This window comes from Hymenobacter sublimis (assembly GCF_023101345.1).
Taxonomy (GTDB): Bacteria; Bacteroidota; Bacteroidia; order Cytophagales; family Hymenobacteraceae; genus Hymenobacter; species Hymenobacter sublimis.
The window spans coordinates 4,394,079-4,410,853 of record NZ_CP095848.1; the positions used below are offsets into that span (position 1 = coordinate 4,394,079).

9 protein-coding genes, 2 tRNA genes and 3 rRNA genes are annotated in these 16,775 nt (G+C 55.1%); 10 read left to right on the plus strand and 4 right to left on the minus strand.

The genetic code is table 11. The annotated features are described in order from the left end of the window. Window positions 1–94: 94 nt before the first annotated feature. The 3 genes from MWH26_RS18410 (at window position 95) to rrf (ending at window position 4,913) form a co-directional block, all read left to right on the plus strand. Window positions 95–1,609, plus strand: a 16S ribosomal RNA gene (locus MWH26_RS18410). A gap of 195 nt (window positions 1,610–1,804) precedes the next feature. Beyond that, window positions 1,805–4,706 (plus strand): 23S ribosomal RNA (locus MWH26_RS18415). A 95-nt stretch (window positions 4,707–4,801) separates the two neighbouring features. Next, window positions 4,802–4,913, plus strand: a 5S ribosomal RNA gene (rrf, locus tag MWH26_RS18420). Together the 16S, 23S and 5S rRNA genes form the textbook arrangement of a ribosomal RNA operon. Window positions 4,914–5,477: 564 nt before the next feature. Here the strand turns inward: rrf and MWH26_RS18425 are convergent. Then, window positions 5,478–5,954 carry a DUF4293 domain-containing protein gene (locus tag MWH26_RS18425; protein WP_247975418.1) on the minus strand — a complete coding sequence of 159 codons (477 nt, stop codon included), beginning with the start codon at window positions 5,952–5,954 and terminating at the stop codon, window positions 5,478–5,480. A 90-nt stretch (window positions 5,955–6,044) separates the two neighbouring features. Here MWH26_RS18425 and MWH26_RS18430 point away from each other — a divergent pair, with 90 nt between their 5' ends. The 4 genes from MWH26_RS18430 (at window position 6,045) to MWH26_RS18445 (ending at window position 10,820) form a co-directional block, all read left to right on the plus strand. Continuing rightward, window positions 6,045–7,244, plus strand: a complete 1,200-nt coding sequence (locus MWH26_RS18430; RefSeq protein ID WP_247975419.1) for a thiolase family protein — start codon at window positions 6,045–6,047, stop codon at window positions 7,242–7,244. Window positions 7,245–7,547: 303 nt separating this feature from the next. Beyond that, on the plus strand, window positions 7,548–8,339 hold the full coding sequence (truA, locus tag MWH26_RS18435) for a tRNA pseudouridine(38-40) synthase TruA (protein ID WP_247975420.1): 792 nt from the start codon (window positions 7,548–7,550) through the stop codon (window positions 8,337–8,339). 112 nt (window positions 8,340–8,451) lie between these two features. After that, complete coding sequence (locus MWH26_RS18440) at window positions 8,452–10,230, plus strand: ABC transporter ATP-binding protein (protein WP_247975421.1); 1,779 nt, start codon at window positions 8,452–8,454, stop codon at window positions 10,228–10,230. A 65-nt stretch (window positions 10,231–10,295) separates the two neighbouring features. Then, complete coding sequence (locus tag MWH26_RS18445; protein WP_244694349.1) at window positions 10,296–10,820, plus strand: hypothetical protein; 525 nt, start codon at window positions 10,296–10,298, stop codon at window positions 10,818–10,820. A gap of 141 nt (window positions 10,821–10,961) precedes the next feature. On the opposite strand, the gene MWH26_RS18450 is transcribed toward MWH26_RS18445, so the two are convergent. Beyond that, a tRNA-Pro gene (locus tag MWH26_RS18450) sits at window positions 10,962–11,035 on the minus strand. A gap of 104 nt (window positions 11,036–11,139) precedes the next feature. Then, window positions 11,140–11,213 (minus strand) — tRNA-Pro (locus MWH26_RS18455). Window positions 11,214–11,506: 293 nt separating this feature from the next. On the opposite strand from MWH26_RS18455, the gene MWH26_RS18460 reads away from it, so the two are divergent. After that, window positions 11,507–11,917 carry a T9SS type A sorting domain-containing protein gene (locus tag MWH26_RS18460; protein ID WP_247975422.1) on the plus strand — a complete coding sequence of 137 codons (411 nt, stop codon included), beginning with the start codon at window positions 11,507–11,509 and terminating at the stop codon, window positions 11,915–11,917. Between the two features lie 85 nt (window positions 11,918–12,002). On the opposite strand, the gene MWH26_RS18465 is transcribed toward MWH26_RS18460, so the two are convergent. Further along, a complete protein-coding gene (locus MWH26_RS18465; protein ID WP_244694351.1) occupies window positions 12,003–13,787 on the minus strand; it encodes an ABC transporter ATP-binding protein in 1,785 nt (594 codons plus the stop codon). A gap of 559 nt (window positions 13,788–14,346) precedes the next feature. Here MWH26_RS18465 and MWH26_RS18470 point away from each other — a divergent pair. Together MWH26_RS18470 and nusB are read left to right on the plus strand one after the other, a co-directional pair. Further along, the gene (locus tag MWH26_RS18470) at window positions 14,347–15,438 is read left to right on the plus strand and encodes a Glu/Leu/Phe/Val dehydrogenase dimerization domain-containing protein (protein ID WP_247975423.1); all 1,092 of its coding nucleotides are present in this window, start codon (window positions 14,347–14,349) and stop codon (window positions 15,436–15,438) included. Window positions 15,439–15,554: 116 nt separating this feature from the next. Beyond that, the gene (gene nusB / locus MWH26_RS18475; RefSeq protein ID WP_247975424.1) at window positions 15,555–16,739 is read left to right on the plus strand and encodes a transcription antitermination factor NusB; all 1,185 of its coding nucleotides are present in this window, start codon (window positions 15,555–15,557) and stop codon (window positions 16,737–16,739) included. Window positions 16,740–16,775: the final 36 nt, after the last annotated feature.

Genomic DNA, 16,775 nt, shown 5'->3' on the forward strand with positions numbered 1-16,775 from the left:
AGAGGCAAGAAGCGTAACAAACGAGGTAACTCGTTAAGACGAGTCGGATCAGCACTTGACATCAGCTAGTCTTCGGGCTAGTGCAGTAAGTTATACAATGGAGAGTTTGATCCTGGCTCAGGATGAACGCTAGCGGCAGGCCTAATACATGCAAGTCGAACGGGTGGTAGCAATACCACTAGTGGCGCACGGGTGCGTAACGCGTAACCAACCTGCCCAGATCTGGGGGATAGCCCGCCGAAAGGCGGATTAATACCGCATAAGCCCACAACATGGCATCATGTAATGGGTAAAGATTTATCGGATCTGGATGGGGTTGCGTAGCATTAGCTAGTTGGCGGGGTAACGGCCCACCAAGGCGACGATGCTTAGGGGACCTGAGAGGGTGATCCCCCACACTGGCACTGAGATACGGGCCAGACTCCTACGGGAGGCAGCAGTAGGGAATATTGGGCAATGGACGAGAGTCTGACCCAGCCATGCCGCGTGCCGGATGAAGGCCTTCTGGGTTGTAAACGGCTTTTCTCAGGGAAGAAAACGGGTCTGCGGACTCAACTGACGGTACCTGAGGAATAAGCACCGGCTAACTCCGTGCCAGCAGCCGCGGTAATACGGAGGGTGCAAGCGTTGTCCGGATTTATTGGGTTTAAAGGGTGCGTAGGCGGCCCGTTAAGTCCGGGGTGAAAGCCTCTTGCTCAACAAGAGAACTGCCCTGGATACTGGCGGGCTTGAGTCCAGACGAGGTTGGCGGAATGGATGGTGTAGCGGTGAAATGCATAGATACCATCCAGAACCCCGATTGCGAAGGCAGCTGACTAGGCTGGTACTGACGCTGAGGCACGAAAGCGTGGGGAGCGAACAGGATTAGATACCCTGGTAGTCCACGCCGTAAACGATGGATACTCGCTGGTGGCGATAGACCGTCACTGGCTTAGGGAAACCGGTAAGTATCCCACCTGGGGAGTACGCTCGCAAGAGTGAAACTCAAAGGAATTGACGGGGGCCCGCACAAGTGGTGGAGCATGTGGTTTAATTCGATGATACGCGAGGAACCTTACCTAGGCTAGAATGCGCGTGACCGGCTCAGAGATGAGCTTTTCCTTCGGGACACAAAGCAAGGTGCTGCATGGCCGTCGTCAGCTCGTGCCGTGAGGTGTTGGGTTAAGTCCCGCAACGAGCGCAACCCCTATGTTTAGTTGCCATCAGGTTATGCTGGGGACTCTAAACAGACTGCCTGCGCAAGCAGTGAGGAAGGCGGGGACGACGTCAGGTCATCATGGCCCTTACGCCTAGGGCTACACACGTGCTACAATGGGCGGTACAGCGGGTTGCTACACAGCGATGTGATGCCAATCTCTAAAAACCGTTCTCAGTTCGGATCGAAGTCTGCAACTCGACTTCGTGAAGCTGGAATCACTAGTAATCGCGTATCAGCAATGACGCGGTGAATACGTTCCCGGGCCTTGTACACACCGCCCGTCAAGCCATGGAAGTCTGGTAGACCTGAAGCTGGTGCTCGTTACAGAAGCCAGTTAGGGTAGAACAGGTAACTGGGGCTAAGTCGTAACAAGGTAGCCGTACCGGAAGGTGCGGCTGGATCACCTCCTTTCTGGAGCGGTTCGACTCGTGAGTTACCCCCGTTACGTTACACTCATCATTTGTCTTTTCCTTCATTCTCTTGACTACTCAACTGGAGTAGTATACGTTCTTTGACATAGAGGAAAACAGAGTAAGAAAAAGAAAGTGTGATTACCTGCGGGTAGTCACCTGAGCTCGATCCGCCCCTTGCGGGGTTGGATCACTACGAGAAGTAGATAAGGGCACACGGGGGATGCCTAGGCTCTCAGAGGCGAAGAAGGACGTGATAAGCTGCGAAAAGCTACGGGAAGGAGCACATATCCGGTGATCCGTAGATATCCGAATGGGGCAACCCCCTTGGTTGAAGACCAAGGATCTTATCTTTTAATAGATAAGAGGCAAACCCGGGGAACTGAAACATCTAAGTACCCGGAGGAAAAGAAAATAACATATGATTCCCCAAGTAGTGGCGAGCGAACGGGGAGGAGCCCAAACCGGGGTGGTTACGGCCAACCCGGGGTTGTAGGACCTCAACATCTGATTACATAACTTTAGCTGAAGGGCATGGGAAGGCCCACCAGAGACGGTGAGAGTCCGGTAAGCGAGCGAGTTATGTACGGTAGAGGATTCCTGAGTAGGGCGGGGCCGGAGAAACCCCGTCTGAATCCAGCGGCACCATCCGCTAAGGCTACATACTCCTGAGAGACCGATAGTGAACTAGTACCGTGAGGGAAAGGTGAAAAGAACCGGGAATACCGGAGTGAAAAGAACCTGAAACCGTGTGCTTACAAGCAGTTAGAGGGAATTCGTTTCCTGATAGCGTGCCTTTTGCATAATGAGCCTACGAGTTACTCCTCTCTGGCAAGGTTAAATGCGTAGACGCATGGAGCCGCAGCGAAAGCGAGTCTGAATAGGGCGCAGAGTCAGAGGGGGTAGACGCGAAACTTTGTGATCTACCCTTGAGCAGGATGAAGGTTGGGTAACACCAACTGGAGGTCCGAACCAGTTTCCGTTGAAAAGGATTTGGATGACTTGAGGGTAGGGGTGAAAGGCCAATCAAACTGAGAAATAGCTCGTACTCCCCGAAATGTATTTAGGTACAGCGTCGAGGTGGAGTCAGCGGGAGGTAGAGCTACCGATAGGACTAGGGGGTGTCACAGCCTACCGAATCCTGACGAACTCCGAATGCCCGTTGATATACTCGGCAGTGAGGCGTGGGGTGCTAAGGTCCCATGCCGAGAGGGAAAGAACCCAGACCATCCGCTAAGGTCCCTAAATTCGGACTAAGTTGAACAAAGGAGGTCCACTTGCTTTGACAGCCAGGAGGTTGGCTTGGAAGCAGCCATTCCTTTAAAGAGTGCGTAACAGCTCACTGGTCGAGCGAGAGGGCATCGATAATACGCGGGCATCAAGTCCGGTACCGAAGCGATGGATTTAGCTTATAGCTAAGTGGTAGGGGAGCATTCTGGTCAGCGGAGAAGGTGACTTGTCAGAGTTGCTGGAGCGGCCAGAAAAGCAAATGTAGGCATGAGTAACGATAAAGGGGGTGAGAAACCCCCTCGCCGATAGACTAAGGTTTCCTGCTCAACGCTAATCGGAGCAGGGTTAGTCGGGACCTAAGGCTACGCCGAGAGGCTACGTCGATGGACAGCGGGTTGATATTCCCGCACTTATTTAGTGGAGTGATGCAGTGACGCAGAAGTGAAAGAGACGCGGGCGGACGGAAGTGCCCGTTAAAGCGTGTAGGTAGTGGGAGGGTAGTTAAGTACGCCCACCTAGCTGAAACGTGATAGTACCTAGCGGCTTCGGCCAATGGGATAGTTCTCCTAATCAGACTGCCAAGAAAACCTGCTAAGCGTTTACTGCTAGATAACCCGTACCGCAAACCGACACAGGTAGTCAAGGAGAGCATCCTGAGGCGCTCGAGTGAATCATGGCCAAGGAACTCGGCAAAATGGTCCTGTAACTTCGGGAGAAGGGACGCTTCCTCCAGTGATGGAGAAGCCGCAGTGAAAAGGCCCAGGCGACTGTTTAACAAAAACACATGGCTTTGCGAACGCGTAAGCGGAAGTATAAGGCCTGACACCTGCCCGGTGCCGGAAGGTTAAGAGGGGAACTTAGCGCAAGCGAAGGTTTGAATCGAAGCCCCGGTAAACGGCGGCCGTAACTATAACGGTCCTAAGGTAGCGAAATTCCTTGTCGGGTAAGTTCCGACCTGCACGAATGGTGTAACGATCTGGGCGCTGTCTCAGCCATGAGCTCGGTGAAATTGTAGTCTCGGTGAAGATGCCGAGTACCCGCCACGGGACGGAAAGACCCCGTGCACCTTTACTATAGGTTGACATTGATGCTGGACAACACATGTGTAGGATAGGTGGGAGGCTGTGAACCCGGGCCGCCAGGTCTGGGGGAGCCAACGTTGAAATACCACCCTTGTGTTGTTTGGCACCTAATCTGGAAACGGAAACAGTGTCTGCTGGGTAGTTTGACTGGGGTGGTCGCCTCCAAAAATGTATCGGAGGCTTTCAAAGGTCCGCTCAGTACGCTTGGTAACCGTACGCAGAGCGCAATAGCAGAAGCGGGCTTGACTGTGAGGCCTACAAGCCGAGCAGGGTCGAAAGACGGATATAGTGATCCGGTGGTTCCGCATGGAAGGGCCATCGCTCAAAGGATAAAAGGTACGCCGGGGATAACAGGCTGATCTCCCCCAAGAGCTCATATCGACGGGGAGGTTTGGCACCTCGATGTCGGCTCGTCACGTCCTGGGGCTGGAGAAGGTCCCAAGGGTTCGGCTGTTCGCCGATTAAAGTGGCACGCGAGCTGGGTTCAGAACGTCGTGAGACAGTTCGGTCCCTATCTGTGGTGGGCGTAGGATATTTGACAGGACCTGACTTTAGTACGAGAGGACCGAGTTGGACCAGCCGCTCGTGCACCGGTTGTGACGCCAGTTGCAGCGCCGGGTAGCGACGCTGGGATGAGATAAGCGCTGAAAGCATCTAAGTGCGAAACTCACCTGAAGATGAGATATCCGATAGAAGAGTCGTTGGAGACCACAACGTTGATAGGCCCTAGGTGTAGAGCGCGAAATCGCACAGCCGAGGGGTACTAAGGACTCGAACACTTCTGTAGCATACGTAGCTCACCTCTTTCTTTTTCCTACTCTGCCTCTATGTTAAAATACGACAGCCCTTGTCCGCTTCGGTGGACAGGATGCTGGCTTGATAATGGTGGCTTTAGCCCGGGTGTTCACCTCTTCCCATTCCGAACAGAGTCGTTAAGCCCCGGAGCGCCTATGGTACTGCCTTCACCGGCGGGAGAGTCGGTCGCCGCCAACCTTATCATTTATGTGCCTCGGCCCCCCGCGACTTCGTGCTGCGGGGGGCCGACGTGCGTTATCCCCCTTACTCCTCTGCTCCCCTTATGCCTCCCTTCGCCCGGTAGAGAGGAAGAGGCGGGGTACTTGCCTTAGGCCGTTCAGTAGTTCAGTATTGTTAGTAAGCGAAATACTTCGCCATCGACTCTGTAAGGAAAGCCGTCAAGCTAGCTATTAACGGTTTCTAATAGTTGAAGCAAATAGCAGATGGATCCGGGTGGAAATGGCCATTTGTATTGTGCCTTTGACTTGGGCGGTAGATGAAGCCTATTGGGTGTATAATTACTCGCCTTGCTCAGTAATATAGTTGACAACGGTATTTGCTGTAAACAGGCACACCGGCCTAAAAATCTATGTTAGTCTAGCGCATATGGCCTTGACTGCTAATCTTCTTGCTGCTACCAGAAGTGGGTTTTCTGTCACGGGTAATTCTATTTTGATAACCTTAGAAATGGTTAACAATGAACAATGAAAAGCCCTTACTCGGAGAAGAGCAAGGGCTATGTATTCTAGCGAAGCTTGGGTGTTAGCGGAGACGGTCCATACTACGTACTAGCTGTTCATCGCGGCGAATGAAGCGGTTAGCAAGCAGATTTAGTAGTAGGGCTAGGGTTGGCAAGTAAAAGCCTGCTTCGAATGCACCAGGTACTTTAATATTCACCATCCGCTCCCCAACCCCAGAATAGTAAAAGCCAGCTCCGATAGTGCCTACAATCAAAAGGAAGTTTAGCATGCCCAGCTTCAATTGATTGAAACGGTTACGGTACTGAGCTATTTCAAAGAGAGCAACAGCTGCAGATATAGCTGCCAATGCCGCAATGGGCCACGTAGTAGTAGAGCCCACTGAGTTTGGGCTGGGATTCGCAAAGCTGAGGGAGGTAGCTGTTAATACGACTGTTTGCTGACTGCTGGGGTCAGTCTTGCTCCAGATTGGTAGAAACAGTACGCTGAGCATTGCCAAGGCAAGCAGCAGAAGGAATACGCTTTGGATTCTTTGTATCATCTTTGTGTTTTGAGAGTTCGGCTCTTAAATAGGTGCCTATCAGGCCCGCAAAAGTAGCCAACAACGGCCGGAATAACCGCATTACAGACAATGCCTACTGCTTACATTGTGGACGCCGTCCGCACTCCGATTGGTAAATTTGGTGGCGCTCTAAGTAGCGTCCGCCCCGACGATATGGCCGCGCATGTATTGCGAGAACTACTGCGCCGTAATTCTTCTCTTGATAAGAATGCCATTGAAGACGTTCTGTTTGGCGCCGCAAACCAAGCGGGAGAAGACAACCGAAATGTAGCTCGTATGGCCGCGTTGCTGGCCGGGCTGCCCATTACGGTGCCAGGTGTTACAATCAACCGCCTGTGTGCTTCTGGTTTACAAAGCATTATGGACGCTTCTCGGGCTATTCGGGCTGGGGAGGGAGACGTGTATTTGGCCGGTGGGGCCGAAAGCATGACGCGGGCGCCGTTTGTGGTAGCTAAGTCGGCTACAGCTTTTGCCCGAGACTTCACTGCGCACGATACTACCCTGGGGTGGCGTTTCGTGAATCCCAAGCTGGCAAAGATGCACCATCCTTACGCTATGGGCGAAACGGCGGAGAATGTTGCGCGCAAGTACAACGTGAGCCGGGAGGAGCAAGACCAATATTCGTTTAACTCCCAGCGCAAGTACCAGCGCGCTTTTGAGAAAGGCAGGTTCCGGCGGGAAATTGTGCCCGTCTTCATTCCGCAGCCAAAGGGCGACACGGCCTTGTTTGATCAAGACGAGCCGCCTCGGCTTTCTAGCCTGGAAAAACTGGCTACGCTGAAACCCGCGTTTCAGGTAGATGGCACCGTCACGGCTGGTAATTCCGCTGGCATCAATGATGGAGCTGCCGCCGTTTTGCTAGTCGGGGAAGATGCGCTGAAGCGTTACAACCTGAAGCCGATAGCGCGGGTAGTGGCTTCGGCCGTGGCAGGGGTTGATCCGGCTTACATGGGCCTAGGACCCGTGCCTGCTACCCAAAAGGTGCTGCAGCGGGCGGGCTTAACACTCAACGACATCGATTTAATTGAGCTTAACGAGGCTTTTGCCGCACAGACAATTGCGTGCATCCGGGACCTGGACTTGGATAGCGAAAAAGTGAATGTGAACGGTGGCTCTATTGCTATTGGGCATCCGCTTGGCGCTAGTGGCTCCCGCATCACGGCTACCCTCTTGCATGAAATGCAACGCCGGGAAAATGTGCGGTACGGACTGGCAACTATGTGCGTGGGTGTAGGCCAGGGCGCCGCTGTTATCTACGAGAAGCTCTAGAGCTGCAGCGGCTTTTTCCAACTGCCTGGGCTTGCGTTGCCACCACTGCTTCTTGCCTAGTCACTCCAGCTGTTGCCCTACTCACAGCAGGGCCGCTGTTGCGCGCCTGTGTGCCGCGAAAGCCCGGCGGCGTTCGGCAGAAATCGGCTACTGGTTGACCTGAGCGTAATGGGGCAACCAGTAGCTGCAACTGCTCTCCGGCCGCTGTATGCCTTGCAGACTGCGGCTGCCTGACTAGTTGTTAGTTGATGCCTTTCTATGCTCGCCGACAGGTAGCCTCACTTTTCTTTTCTGCTATACTACGTGCGCTACTTCCTTCACTTAGCCTACGACGGCACTCAATATCACGGCTGGCAGATTCAACCGCGTACCCTCACGGTGCAGCAGGAATTGGACCGCTGCCTGTCGCAGGTATTGCGGCAGCCCGTGTACTGCCTAGGAAGTGGCCGCACTGATTCCGGCGTGCACGCCAGCCACCAGGTTGCGCATTTTGATGCCGAACTGCCGTTAGGGCTTGACCTGCCTACCTTCCTGTACCGGCTGAACCGGGCACTACCCCGCGACATTCGGGCCCAACTGGTTCATGAAGTACCTGATAAGGCTCACGCCCGCTTTGATGCCGTAGCACGTACCTACGAGTACCACGTGCGTACCGTGCCGGACCCTTTCGCGCCTACCTTCAGCCTTTACCTAGACCGTGCCCCCGACCTCGCCGCTATGAACGAGGCAGCTGCTATGCTGCTGGGTACGCACGACTTCACGAGCTTCTCCAAGGTAAAGGGCAGCGAGAAACACTACCTCTGCACCTGCTTTGAGGCTGGGTGGCACGAGGTGCCCGGCGGCCTGGCCTTCCGGATTAGAGCCAACCGCTTTGTTAGGGGCATGGTCCGGCTGGTGGTTGGGACGCTCTTAACGGTCGGGCGAGGAAAAATGAGTCCGCAGGAGTTTGGGGAAGTGTTTCGGAGCCTGAACCGGGTGCACGCAAGCGGGGCAGCGCTGGCTAATGGGTTATTTCTATGCCGAGTAGAATATCCAGCCGATATGGTGCCTGCTGCAGCGTTACCTACCGGTTTGCCGTACTTCTCCCGGGTGTAGGCACGTCCATTGCCAGAGCCTATTAACTGCCTTATACGGGCCGTGTTGAGGCATCTCACAATCTGCCGGCTGCCTTGTTACCCACTTATCTTTCCCACCGCTACCCACCCCAATGGAGCAAGCTACCACGACCACTAAGAGCGGCAATATTTTCGATTGGCAAGTGTTGCGCCGGCTTGTAGCGTACGTGCGGCCCTACCAGCGCGTGTTCTACTTCCTAATTTTCCTGACGGTTGCCACCGCTATACTCGGTACGCTCCGGCCCTTCCTGATTCAGCAAATGGTGGACGTCTCCATCGAGCAGGGCGACTGGGCGGGGCTGAATCGTATGTTCGGACTTCTGCTAGTGTTGCTGGTAGCCCACGCCATTGTCAGCTACTTGCAAACTTACTTTGGCGGTTGGCTGGGTCAATATATCGTACGCGACATTCGGGTGGACCTCTACAAGCACATCCTGGACCTGCGGCTGAAGTTCTTCGACAAGACCCCGATTGGCGTACTCGTGACGCGCAATATATCCGATGTAGAAACTTTGTCGGATGTATTTAGCGAAGGGTTGGCCGCAATGATTGGCGACATTTTGCAGCTGGTGTTCATCGTCAGCTTTATGTTTTACATCGATTGGCGTCTAACGTTGGTGAGCCTCTCGGTAATTCCGCCCTTGCTGTTCAGCACCTACGTCTTCAAGGAGAAGGTGAAAAAGTCGTTTCAGGAAGTACGGACGGCAGTAGCCAACCTAAACTCTTTTGTGCAGGAGCACCTCACCGGCATGAACGTGGTGCAGATTTTCAACAACGAGGAGCGGGAGTTGCGCAAGTTCAAGGCCATCAACCAGGAGCACACTCGCGCCAACATTCGCTCGGTGCTCTACTACAGCATCTACTTTCCCGTGGCCGAGGTGCTTGCCGCCGCTGGGGTAGGGCTGTTGGTGTGGTATGCAGCTCAGGGGCAGATCGAGGGCACTATTTCGAAAGGGGCACTTATTGCCTTTATCATGTACAACGCTCTGTTCTTCCGTCCCATCCGTCAGATTGCCGACCGGTTCAATACGCTGCAGTTGGGTCTGGTAAGCACTGAGCGCCTGCTGAAGCTGCTGGACAGTAAGGAGCTGATTGCCGACAACGGTACCTATATCCCTACCGATCTGCGGGGCAACGTAGATTTTGAGCACGTCTGGTTTGCCTACAACGATGAGGAATGGGTGCTGCGCGACGTGAACTTCTCCATCAAAGCCGGCCAGACGTACGCGTTTGTAGGTGCCACCGGAGCGGGCAAAACCAGCATCATCAACCTGCTGAGCCGCTTCTACGAAATCAATAAGGGCGCTATCCGCATCGATGGCCGCGACCTGCGCGAGTATGACCTCAAGGACCTGCGCCGCCACATTGGAGTAGTGCTGCAGGATGTGTTCCTCTTCGCCGGTGCCATCCGCGACAATATCACCCTGGGCAAAACTGATATTACCGATGAACAAATTTGGGAAGCAGCGGACTTAGTAGGAGCCCGCCGCTTTATCGAGCGCCTGCCCGGTGGCCTTGACTACCAGGTGATGGAGCGCGGGGCCACGCTGTCGGTGGGGCAGCGCCAGCTTATCAGCTTTGTACGGGCCATGGTGTACCAGCCCCGCATTATCATTCTGGATGAGGCTACCTCCTCCGTCGACTCCGAAACCGAGGAACTGATTCAGCAGGCCATTGAGAAGCTTATGCAGGGCCGGACTTCCCTGGTTATTGCTCACCGCCTGAGCACCATCCAAAAGGCCGACCAAATTATCGTGCTGGACAAGGGGGAGATTCAAGAGTCGGGTACGCACGAGGAGCTGCTGCGGCACCAAGGTTTCTACGCCACCCTCTACCAGATGCAGTACAAAGACGTGCTGTCGGCAGAATAAGCCGCTTGGCGTGCCTTGGCTGCTACCTTTGCAGCGGTTCTCCTACTTTTTGCCTTTCGGATTGCATGAATAAAATTTTCCTGGCTTTAGCCTTGTTACTGGCCGCTGGTTTCGCCGTGGCATATTGGAAGATGGGCGGCTTCAAAGCGCCCGTTATTACCCTCGAAACAACGGCCAAGCCCTACTACCTGGCCGGCCGCTACTACGAAGGTCCTGCCAACGATGAAGCCTTCGGCAACTTAACCCGCGACGCCTACCAATACCGCAAGGATGGAAAGTTGCGCGGCGACTTCGGCAACATCTTCTATAACAGCCCTGAAAGCTCGCGTGATGCCGCCAAGGTATTCGTTGGGGTTGTTGTGGCGGATACCACCTCACAAACACTGCCCACCAACTACCGCTACCGCACCTTTGCCGCTGGTCAGCGGGTGGTGCATGCCCGCGTAGACGCCAGTTTCCTAGTCGCGCCGGATAAATTGTATACCGGCATCAAAGAGTACGCCGCGGCCAATAAGCTCACCCTGCAGAACATTTACCTGGAGCGCTTCCCTGATAAGGGCGAGCCAGAGGTGTTGGCGGTGGTGAAGTAAGACAACCTGAAAAGCAGAAAAGCCAGTCTACCCTGTGGGTAGAACTGGCTTTTCTGCTTTTAAAGCGGTTGGGACTTAGAACAAAGCAAAACCGCCCGCTAAACCAGTGTTCAGCGGGCGGTTTTAAGGAGAGTACTTGTGTCGGGGTGGCAGGATTCGAACCTACGGCCTCGTCGTCCCGAACGACGCGCGCTACCGGGCTGCGCTACACCCCGAGGGTTAGTGCCAGTGGGCACCACGGGTATTTACTTTATGCTTTTGTCCGAAAAAAGCCTCCGGGTGGGGTTCCCAGAGGCTTTTCGAGCAACTAACTCTTCGGTCGGAGTGGCAGGATTCGAACCTACGACCTCCAGCACCCCATGCTGGCGCGATACCAGGCTACGCTACACCCCGATAGAATTATGGCACAAATGTAAGCAGGCTGGGTGCTACCACGCAAGCTTTACCCGCTAAATTTATTACCTGTAGTCAGTATTTCGTAGCTTTGGGAGTCCTGCGCCATGGCAGAAGGCTAGTGGTGTGGTAGTTGCAGAAATCAGGTGCTGAAAATAAAATAACCCCGTTGGCTGGCGCGTTTCTTGCTCCGTACCGCCACATACGTTCTTGGCCTGTTCTCTTGCGGCTGGAAGAACACCTTCTCGCTTTATCATCACCGTATCGTTCATCATCTTCGTTTAGGAACGCGTATGAAAACTTTTACTTTTCTGGGTTGTCTGCTGGCCATGCTCATGCTGTTGCACCCGGCGCAGGCACAAACCACCAAACCGGCACCTACTGCAGCAGTAGCATCTGCGGTCGTAGCACCCCCAGCCCTTATCACCGACAAGCTAGCCGACCCTACCCCAAATACCGACGCGCTTAAAGTCCGGGCCGAAGCCAATCCACTGACCAAGCGCCTGACTGTGCGCACCAACGCTACCGGTCCTACCCGGGTAGAGGTCAATGGAACTGACGGCCGGCCCGTTATTACCCGCGACTTGATTTCGGGGGATGATGCGGCGGTGCTGGACGTAAGCAGACTGCCGGAGGGCACCTATATCGTACAGTGCACCTCGGGTGAGCGGCGGGGCATGAAGCGGGTTGTTATCGGCCAGTAAATTTCCCCTAGCTGTTATTTATCACGCAAACGCCCCCTGCACGTCTGGTGCAGGGGGCGTTTGCGTGCCGGGCTAGCCAGGAGGTTTATGCTTCCTCGCTCTGGAGCTGCCGTTCGTAAAGGGCGCGGTACAGGCCGGTGTCGTCCTGCATCAGGTTCTCGTGGGTGCCGTGCTGCACAATCTGGCCGTCATCGAGCACCAGAATTTCGTCGGCTAGCTTTACCGACGACACGCGGTGGGAGATAATCAGGCTAGTGCGGTTGTGCATAATGCGCTGGAGGGCCCCCAGAATAGCATTTTCCGTATTGGTATCCACCGCCGACAAAGCATCGTCCAGAATCAGGATTTTGGGCTCTTTTACCAGGGCCCGGGCAATGCTGACGCGTTGTTTCTGGCCGCCGGAAAGAGTGATGCCCCGCTCCCCAACCTTCGTATCGAAGCCTTCCGGAAACCGCAGGATATTCTCGTACACGTTGGCATCCTTAGCGGCCTGGAGCATGCGCTCCTCATCAGGCGCATCAAGGCCAAAGTTGATGTTGTTACGGATGGAATCGGAGAACAAGAACACATCTTGGGGTACGTACCCAATCTGGCTGCGCAGGGAGCGAAGCGACAAGTCGCGCACATCTACCCCGTCAATCAGGATGCGGCCGCTGGTTACGTCGTAGAGGCGGGAGAGCACGGCGGCGACGGTACTTTTGCCGGCCCCAGTATTGCCAATAACGGCCAGCGTCTGGCCCGGCCGGATGCGAAACGACACGTCACGTAAGGCCTGGATGCCCGTATCGGGGTAGGTGAAAGTGACATGCTCAAACACGATGTCCCCCTTCAACTCCAACTCCAGATTTTGCCGAGAAACGATGTCGGTTTGCTGGTGCATGAACTCATTAATGCGGGCCTGGGAAGCCTCGGCGCGCTGCACCAAGGAGCTGGTCCAGCCCAGGGCCGTAACGGGCCAGGTGAGTAGGTTCACATAAATCAGGAACTCGGCAATGCTGCCCGTAGTAATGGTGCCGCGAATCACTTCCTGCCCGCCCAGCCACACCGTAACAATGGTGCTAATGCCCACCAAAAACAGAATCAGCGGGAAAAACAGGGAGTTCACAAAGTTCAGGCTCAAGGATTTCTGCTTGTAGTGCTCCGAGGCCTCGGCAAACTGCCGGTGCGAGTCCTCTTCCCGCACGAAGGATTTGAGCACCCGAATCCCGGAAAACGCCTCCTGTACAAACGTGGTCATGGAAGCCAAGGAGCGTTGAATCTCATCGGACTTCTTCTCAATCAGGTTGTTAACGTAAAAGATGCTCACGCTCAGGATGGGTAGGGGCAATAGCGTGTAGAGCGTCAGCTTCACGTTCACCATGAGCATGAGCGGCACGATGAGCACAAACAGAATCACGAGCTGCATGAAGTACATCAGGGCCGGCCCGATGTACATGCGCACCCGCCCTACGTCCTCGGATATCCTGGACATTAAGTCGCCGGTGCTGTGGCGGCGGTAGAAGGAGAGGGGCAGGCTTTGGTAATGCTGGTAGATTTCGTTTTTCTGGTCGTTTTCTACGTGCCGGCTCATCACAATAAGCGTCTGGCGCATGAAGAACAGAAAGATGCCGCGCAGCAGGGCCATCAGCAGAATGAGCACGCCGTAGAGCAGCACGTTACGCCCAAACAATTCGTACACCTTACTTTGGGCCTGAGTGCCGGCGTAAAGGTGGTAGAGGTCAATGCCTTCACTAACGAGGTCAAAGGCGTAGCGTACAATCTGGGCCGGAAAAATGGCTAGCAGCGTGCTGAGTGCCACGAAAAGCACCCCGCCGAGGAAGTGCCACTTGTAACGCAACAGGTAGGTATTGGTAGCAGAGAGGGCGCGCACGAGGGGAAGTTAGAAAGTACAAGGACGAGGAAGAACGTCGGACCGTTGCTAAGGGGTAGAAGGCAAGGAAAATATTACAGAACGTCCTTGCGAGCTTGCCGAGGCATCTGGTAGGCTAACGTTGCAAGGGTAACTAAGTCACTCCCGAAGCCAGCACGTCAGATTCTTCGGCAAGCTCGGAACTACGGGCAAGGAAAAACTATCACCAACTTTTCAATCATACCCCGCAAAAACTAGTAGGTTGGCAACTAGAAAGTTAAAATGCTGCGAAAGGGTTTTACCTAGGCCTCTTTGGGTAGCCTAATGGGTTCGGGCCCACCACGCTGCTCCCCGGGAAAAGACAGCTGGCTGATGGTTGAAGTCAGAAAATCGGAGTACTTTTGCACCCGCATTGCGGGAGCCCCTGGGGAGAGTCAAACTGCGTAGATCATTGAACGACGGGGAAATAGCCACGGGGCGTTGCCATTCGTTTAACCGAAATGCGAAGCGAATTTCCCCTGCAGGAGCTGCCGCAAAGGTACAACAACCACCCCACCCCATTTCTTTTTCCACCCTACGTATGGTAGAAACGAAAGTGTTGACCGAAACGTCGGTCTTCGGGCAAATTGCCGAGCACCAGCATGAGCAGGTAGTATTCTGCCACGACCACGAGACGGGTCTGCGCGCCATCATTGGCATTCATAACACGGTGCTGGGCCCTGCCTTGGGCGGCACGCGCATGTGGCACTACACCTCGGAGGCCGAAGCCCTGAACGACGTGCTACGCCTCTCGCGCGGTATGACGTACAAGGCTGCTATTTCCGGCCTGAATCTGGGTGGGGGCAAAGCCGTCATCATCGGCGACGCCAAAACCATGAAGACGGAGGCCCTGCTGCGTAAGTTCGGCCGCTTCGTGCAAAACCTGAACGGCAAGTACATCACGGCCGAGGATGTGAACATGACCACCAAGGACATGGAATACATTCGGATGGAAACCAAGCACGTGTCGGGCCTGCCCGAGAGCATGGGCGGTAGCGGCGACCCGTCGCCGGTTACGGCCTACGGCACCTACATGGGCATGAAAGCTGCTGCTAATAAGGCGTTTGGCTCCGACTCGCTGGCCGGCAAGCGCATTGCTGTGCAGGGCGTGGGCCACGTGGGTACCTACCTGCTGGAGTACTTGCAGAAGGAAGGCGCTAAGCTGGTGCTGACTGACTACTACGAGGACCGTGCTCTGGAAGCCGCGGCTCGTTTCGGGGCCAAAGTAGTCGGTCTGGACGAAATCTACGACCAGGATGTGGATATCTACTCGCCCTGCGCCCTGGGAGCTACCCTCAACGACGACACCCTACGCCGCCTAAAGTGCCAGGTAGTAGCCGGCTGCGCCAATAACCAGCTGGCCGACGAGAATGTGCACGGTCCGGCCCTGGTAGAGCGCGGCATCATCTATGCCCCCGACTTCCTCATCAATGCCGGCGGCCTGATTAACGTCTGCTCCGAAGTGCAGGGCGGCAACCGCGAGTCGGTGATGACCCAGACGGAGCGCATCTACGACATTACCACCCAGGTGCTGAACCGCGCCACCCAGGAAGGTAGCCACCCCCAAGCCGCCGCTACCCGCCAGGCCGAGGAACGTATCAAAGCCATCGGTAAGGTTAAATCAACTTACTAGCAGGGAAATGGTGAGATGGTGAACTGGTGAGTTTGTCGTTCCGCTGGCGCGGACCTGCGCAGACAAAACCTCAACTCACCAATTCACCATCTCACCATTTCACCATCTTCGACAACATGCTCAACCGTCGCACGCTTCGCATCAAGGTCATGCAGGCCCTGTACGCCTACCATCAGGCCGTCGGGTCCGATTTTCTATTGGCCCTTGATCAGATTGCGGATGCCTTCGCGCCCGATTTGAACTCGCCCGAGCCCCAGGACCGCAAGCAACTGCAGGGCCAGCGCAAAATGGCCGAGGTCATTTTCAAGGAGTGGCACAAAACCGCCGAGCAGCCGGAGCCTACCGATGATGCGGACGTGAACGACGCCGTGAAAGAGGCCATTAAATACTACCAGAAGGCCGTAGCCAAGGACGCTACCTACTACGGAGGCCAGATGGTGCACGCCGCCGAGAGCATTCACGACCAGTACATTCACTTGCTCAATATCCCGGAGGCTCTGCTTCAGGTGATTGAGGAGGAAAAGGTACGCGACTCGCGCCGGTTTACGGCTGCTAAGGAGCCCCTGCTCGATGCCACACGCCTGCAGGAGAATCCGGTTATCGAGAAGCTCATCAACAACCTGCAGCTCCAGGACCTGACCATTCGCCGCTCCCTGAAGTGGCACGGCGAGGACGAGCTGGACGCCCTGCGCAACGCTTGGCGCAACGAGATGAAGCAGGACCCGGAGCTGCTGAGCTACCTGGCAGCCCCTGCCGGTAACTACCAGCAGGACCAGGAAATCCTCAAGCACATCTACAAAACCTACGTGTTCAAGGGCGAAAGTCTGCCGGCCTACATTGAGGAGGACGACCTGAACTGGGAGGAAAACCGCGCCATCGTGAAAAACCTGGTGGTGAAAACCATCAAGATGCTCGACGAGGCGGCCGACGAAAACCTAGTACTCATGTCACTGTCCGCTAACTGGCAGGAAGACAAGGAGTTTGCTGAAAGCCTGTACAAGCAGACCCTGGCCGACGACGAGAAGTACGAGAAGCTGATTGCCGAGTCGGTGCAGAACTGGGACGTGGAGCGCGTAGCCCTGACCGACAAGATTCTGCTGAAAATGGCCCTCTGCGAGATGCACCTGTTCCGGGCTATTCCGGTGAAAGTGACCATCAACGAGTACATCGAAATCAGCAAGATGTACTCCACGCCCAAGAGCAAGCAATTTGTAAACGGGATTCTGGATAAATTGGCGCAGGATCTGACGGCTAGCGGCGCTATCCGCAAATCGGGCCGAGGCTTGCTGGACAACCAGTAAGCCGATAGGGTAGGCTTGTGAGGCGAAAATAGAGCG

Bases quoted from the DNA above. Each gene is read 5' to 3' on its own strand.
- MWH26_RS18425 (WP_247975418.1), bottom strand. From the start codon at position 5,954: ATGATACAAAGAATCCAAAGCGTATTCCTTCTGCTGCTTGCCTTGGCA.
- MWH26_RS18440 (WP_247975421.1), top strand. From the start codon at position 8,452: ATGGAGCAAGCTACCACGACCACTAAGAGCGGCAATATTTTCGATTGG.
- nusB (WP_247975424.1), top strand. From the start codon at position 15,555: ATGCTCAACCGTCGCACGCTTCGCATCAAGGTCATGCAGGCCCTGTAC.
- MWH26_RS18470 (WP_247975423.1), top strand. From the start codon at position 14,347: ATGGTAGAAACGAAAGTGTTGACCGAAACGTCGGTCTTCGGGCAAATT.
- MWH26_RS18460 (WP_247975422.1), top strand. From the start codon at position 11,507: ATGAAAACTTTTACTTTTCTGGGTTGTCTGCTGGCCATGCTCATGCTG.
- MWH26_RS18445 (WP_244694349.1), top strand. From the start codon at position 10,296: ATGAATAAAATTTTCCTGGCTTTAGCCTTGTTACTGGCCGCTGGTTTC.
- MWH26_RS18430 (WP_247975419.1), top strand. From the start codon at position 6,045: ATGCCTACTGCTTACATTGTGGACGCCGTCCGCACTCCGATTGGTAAA.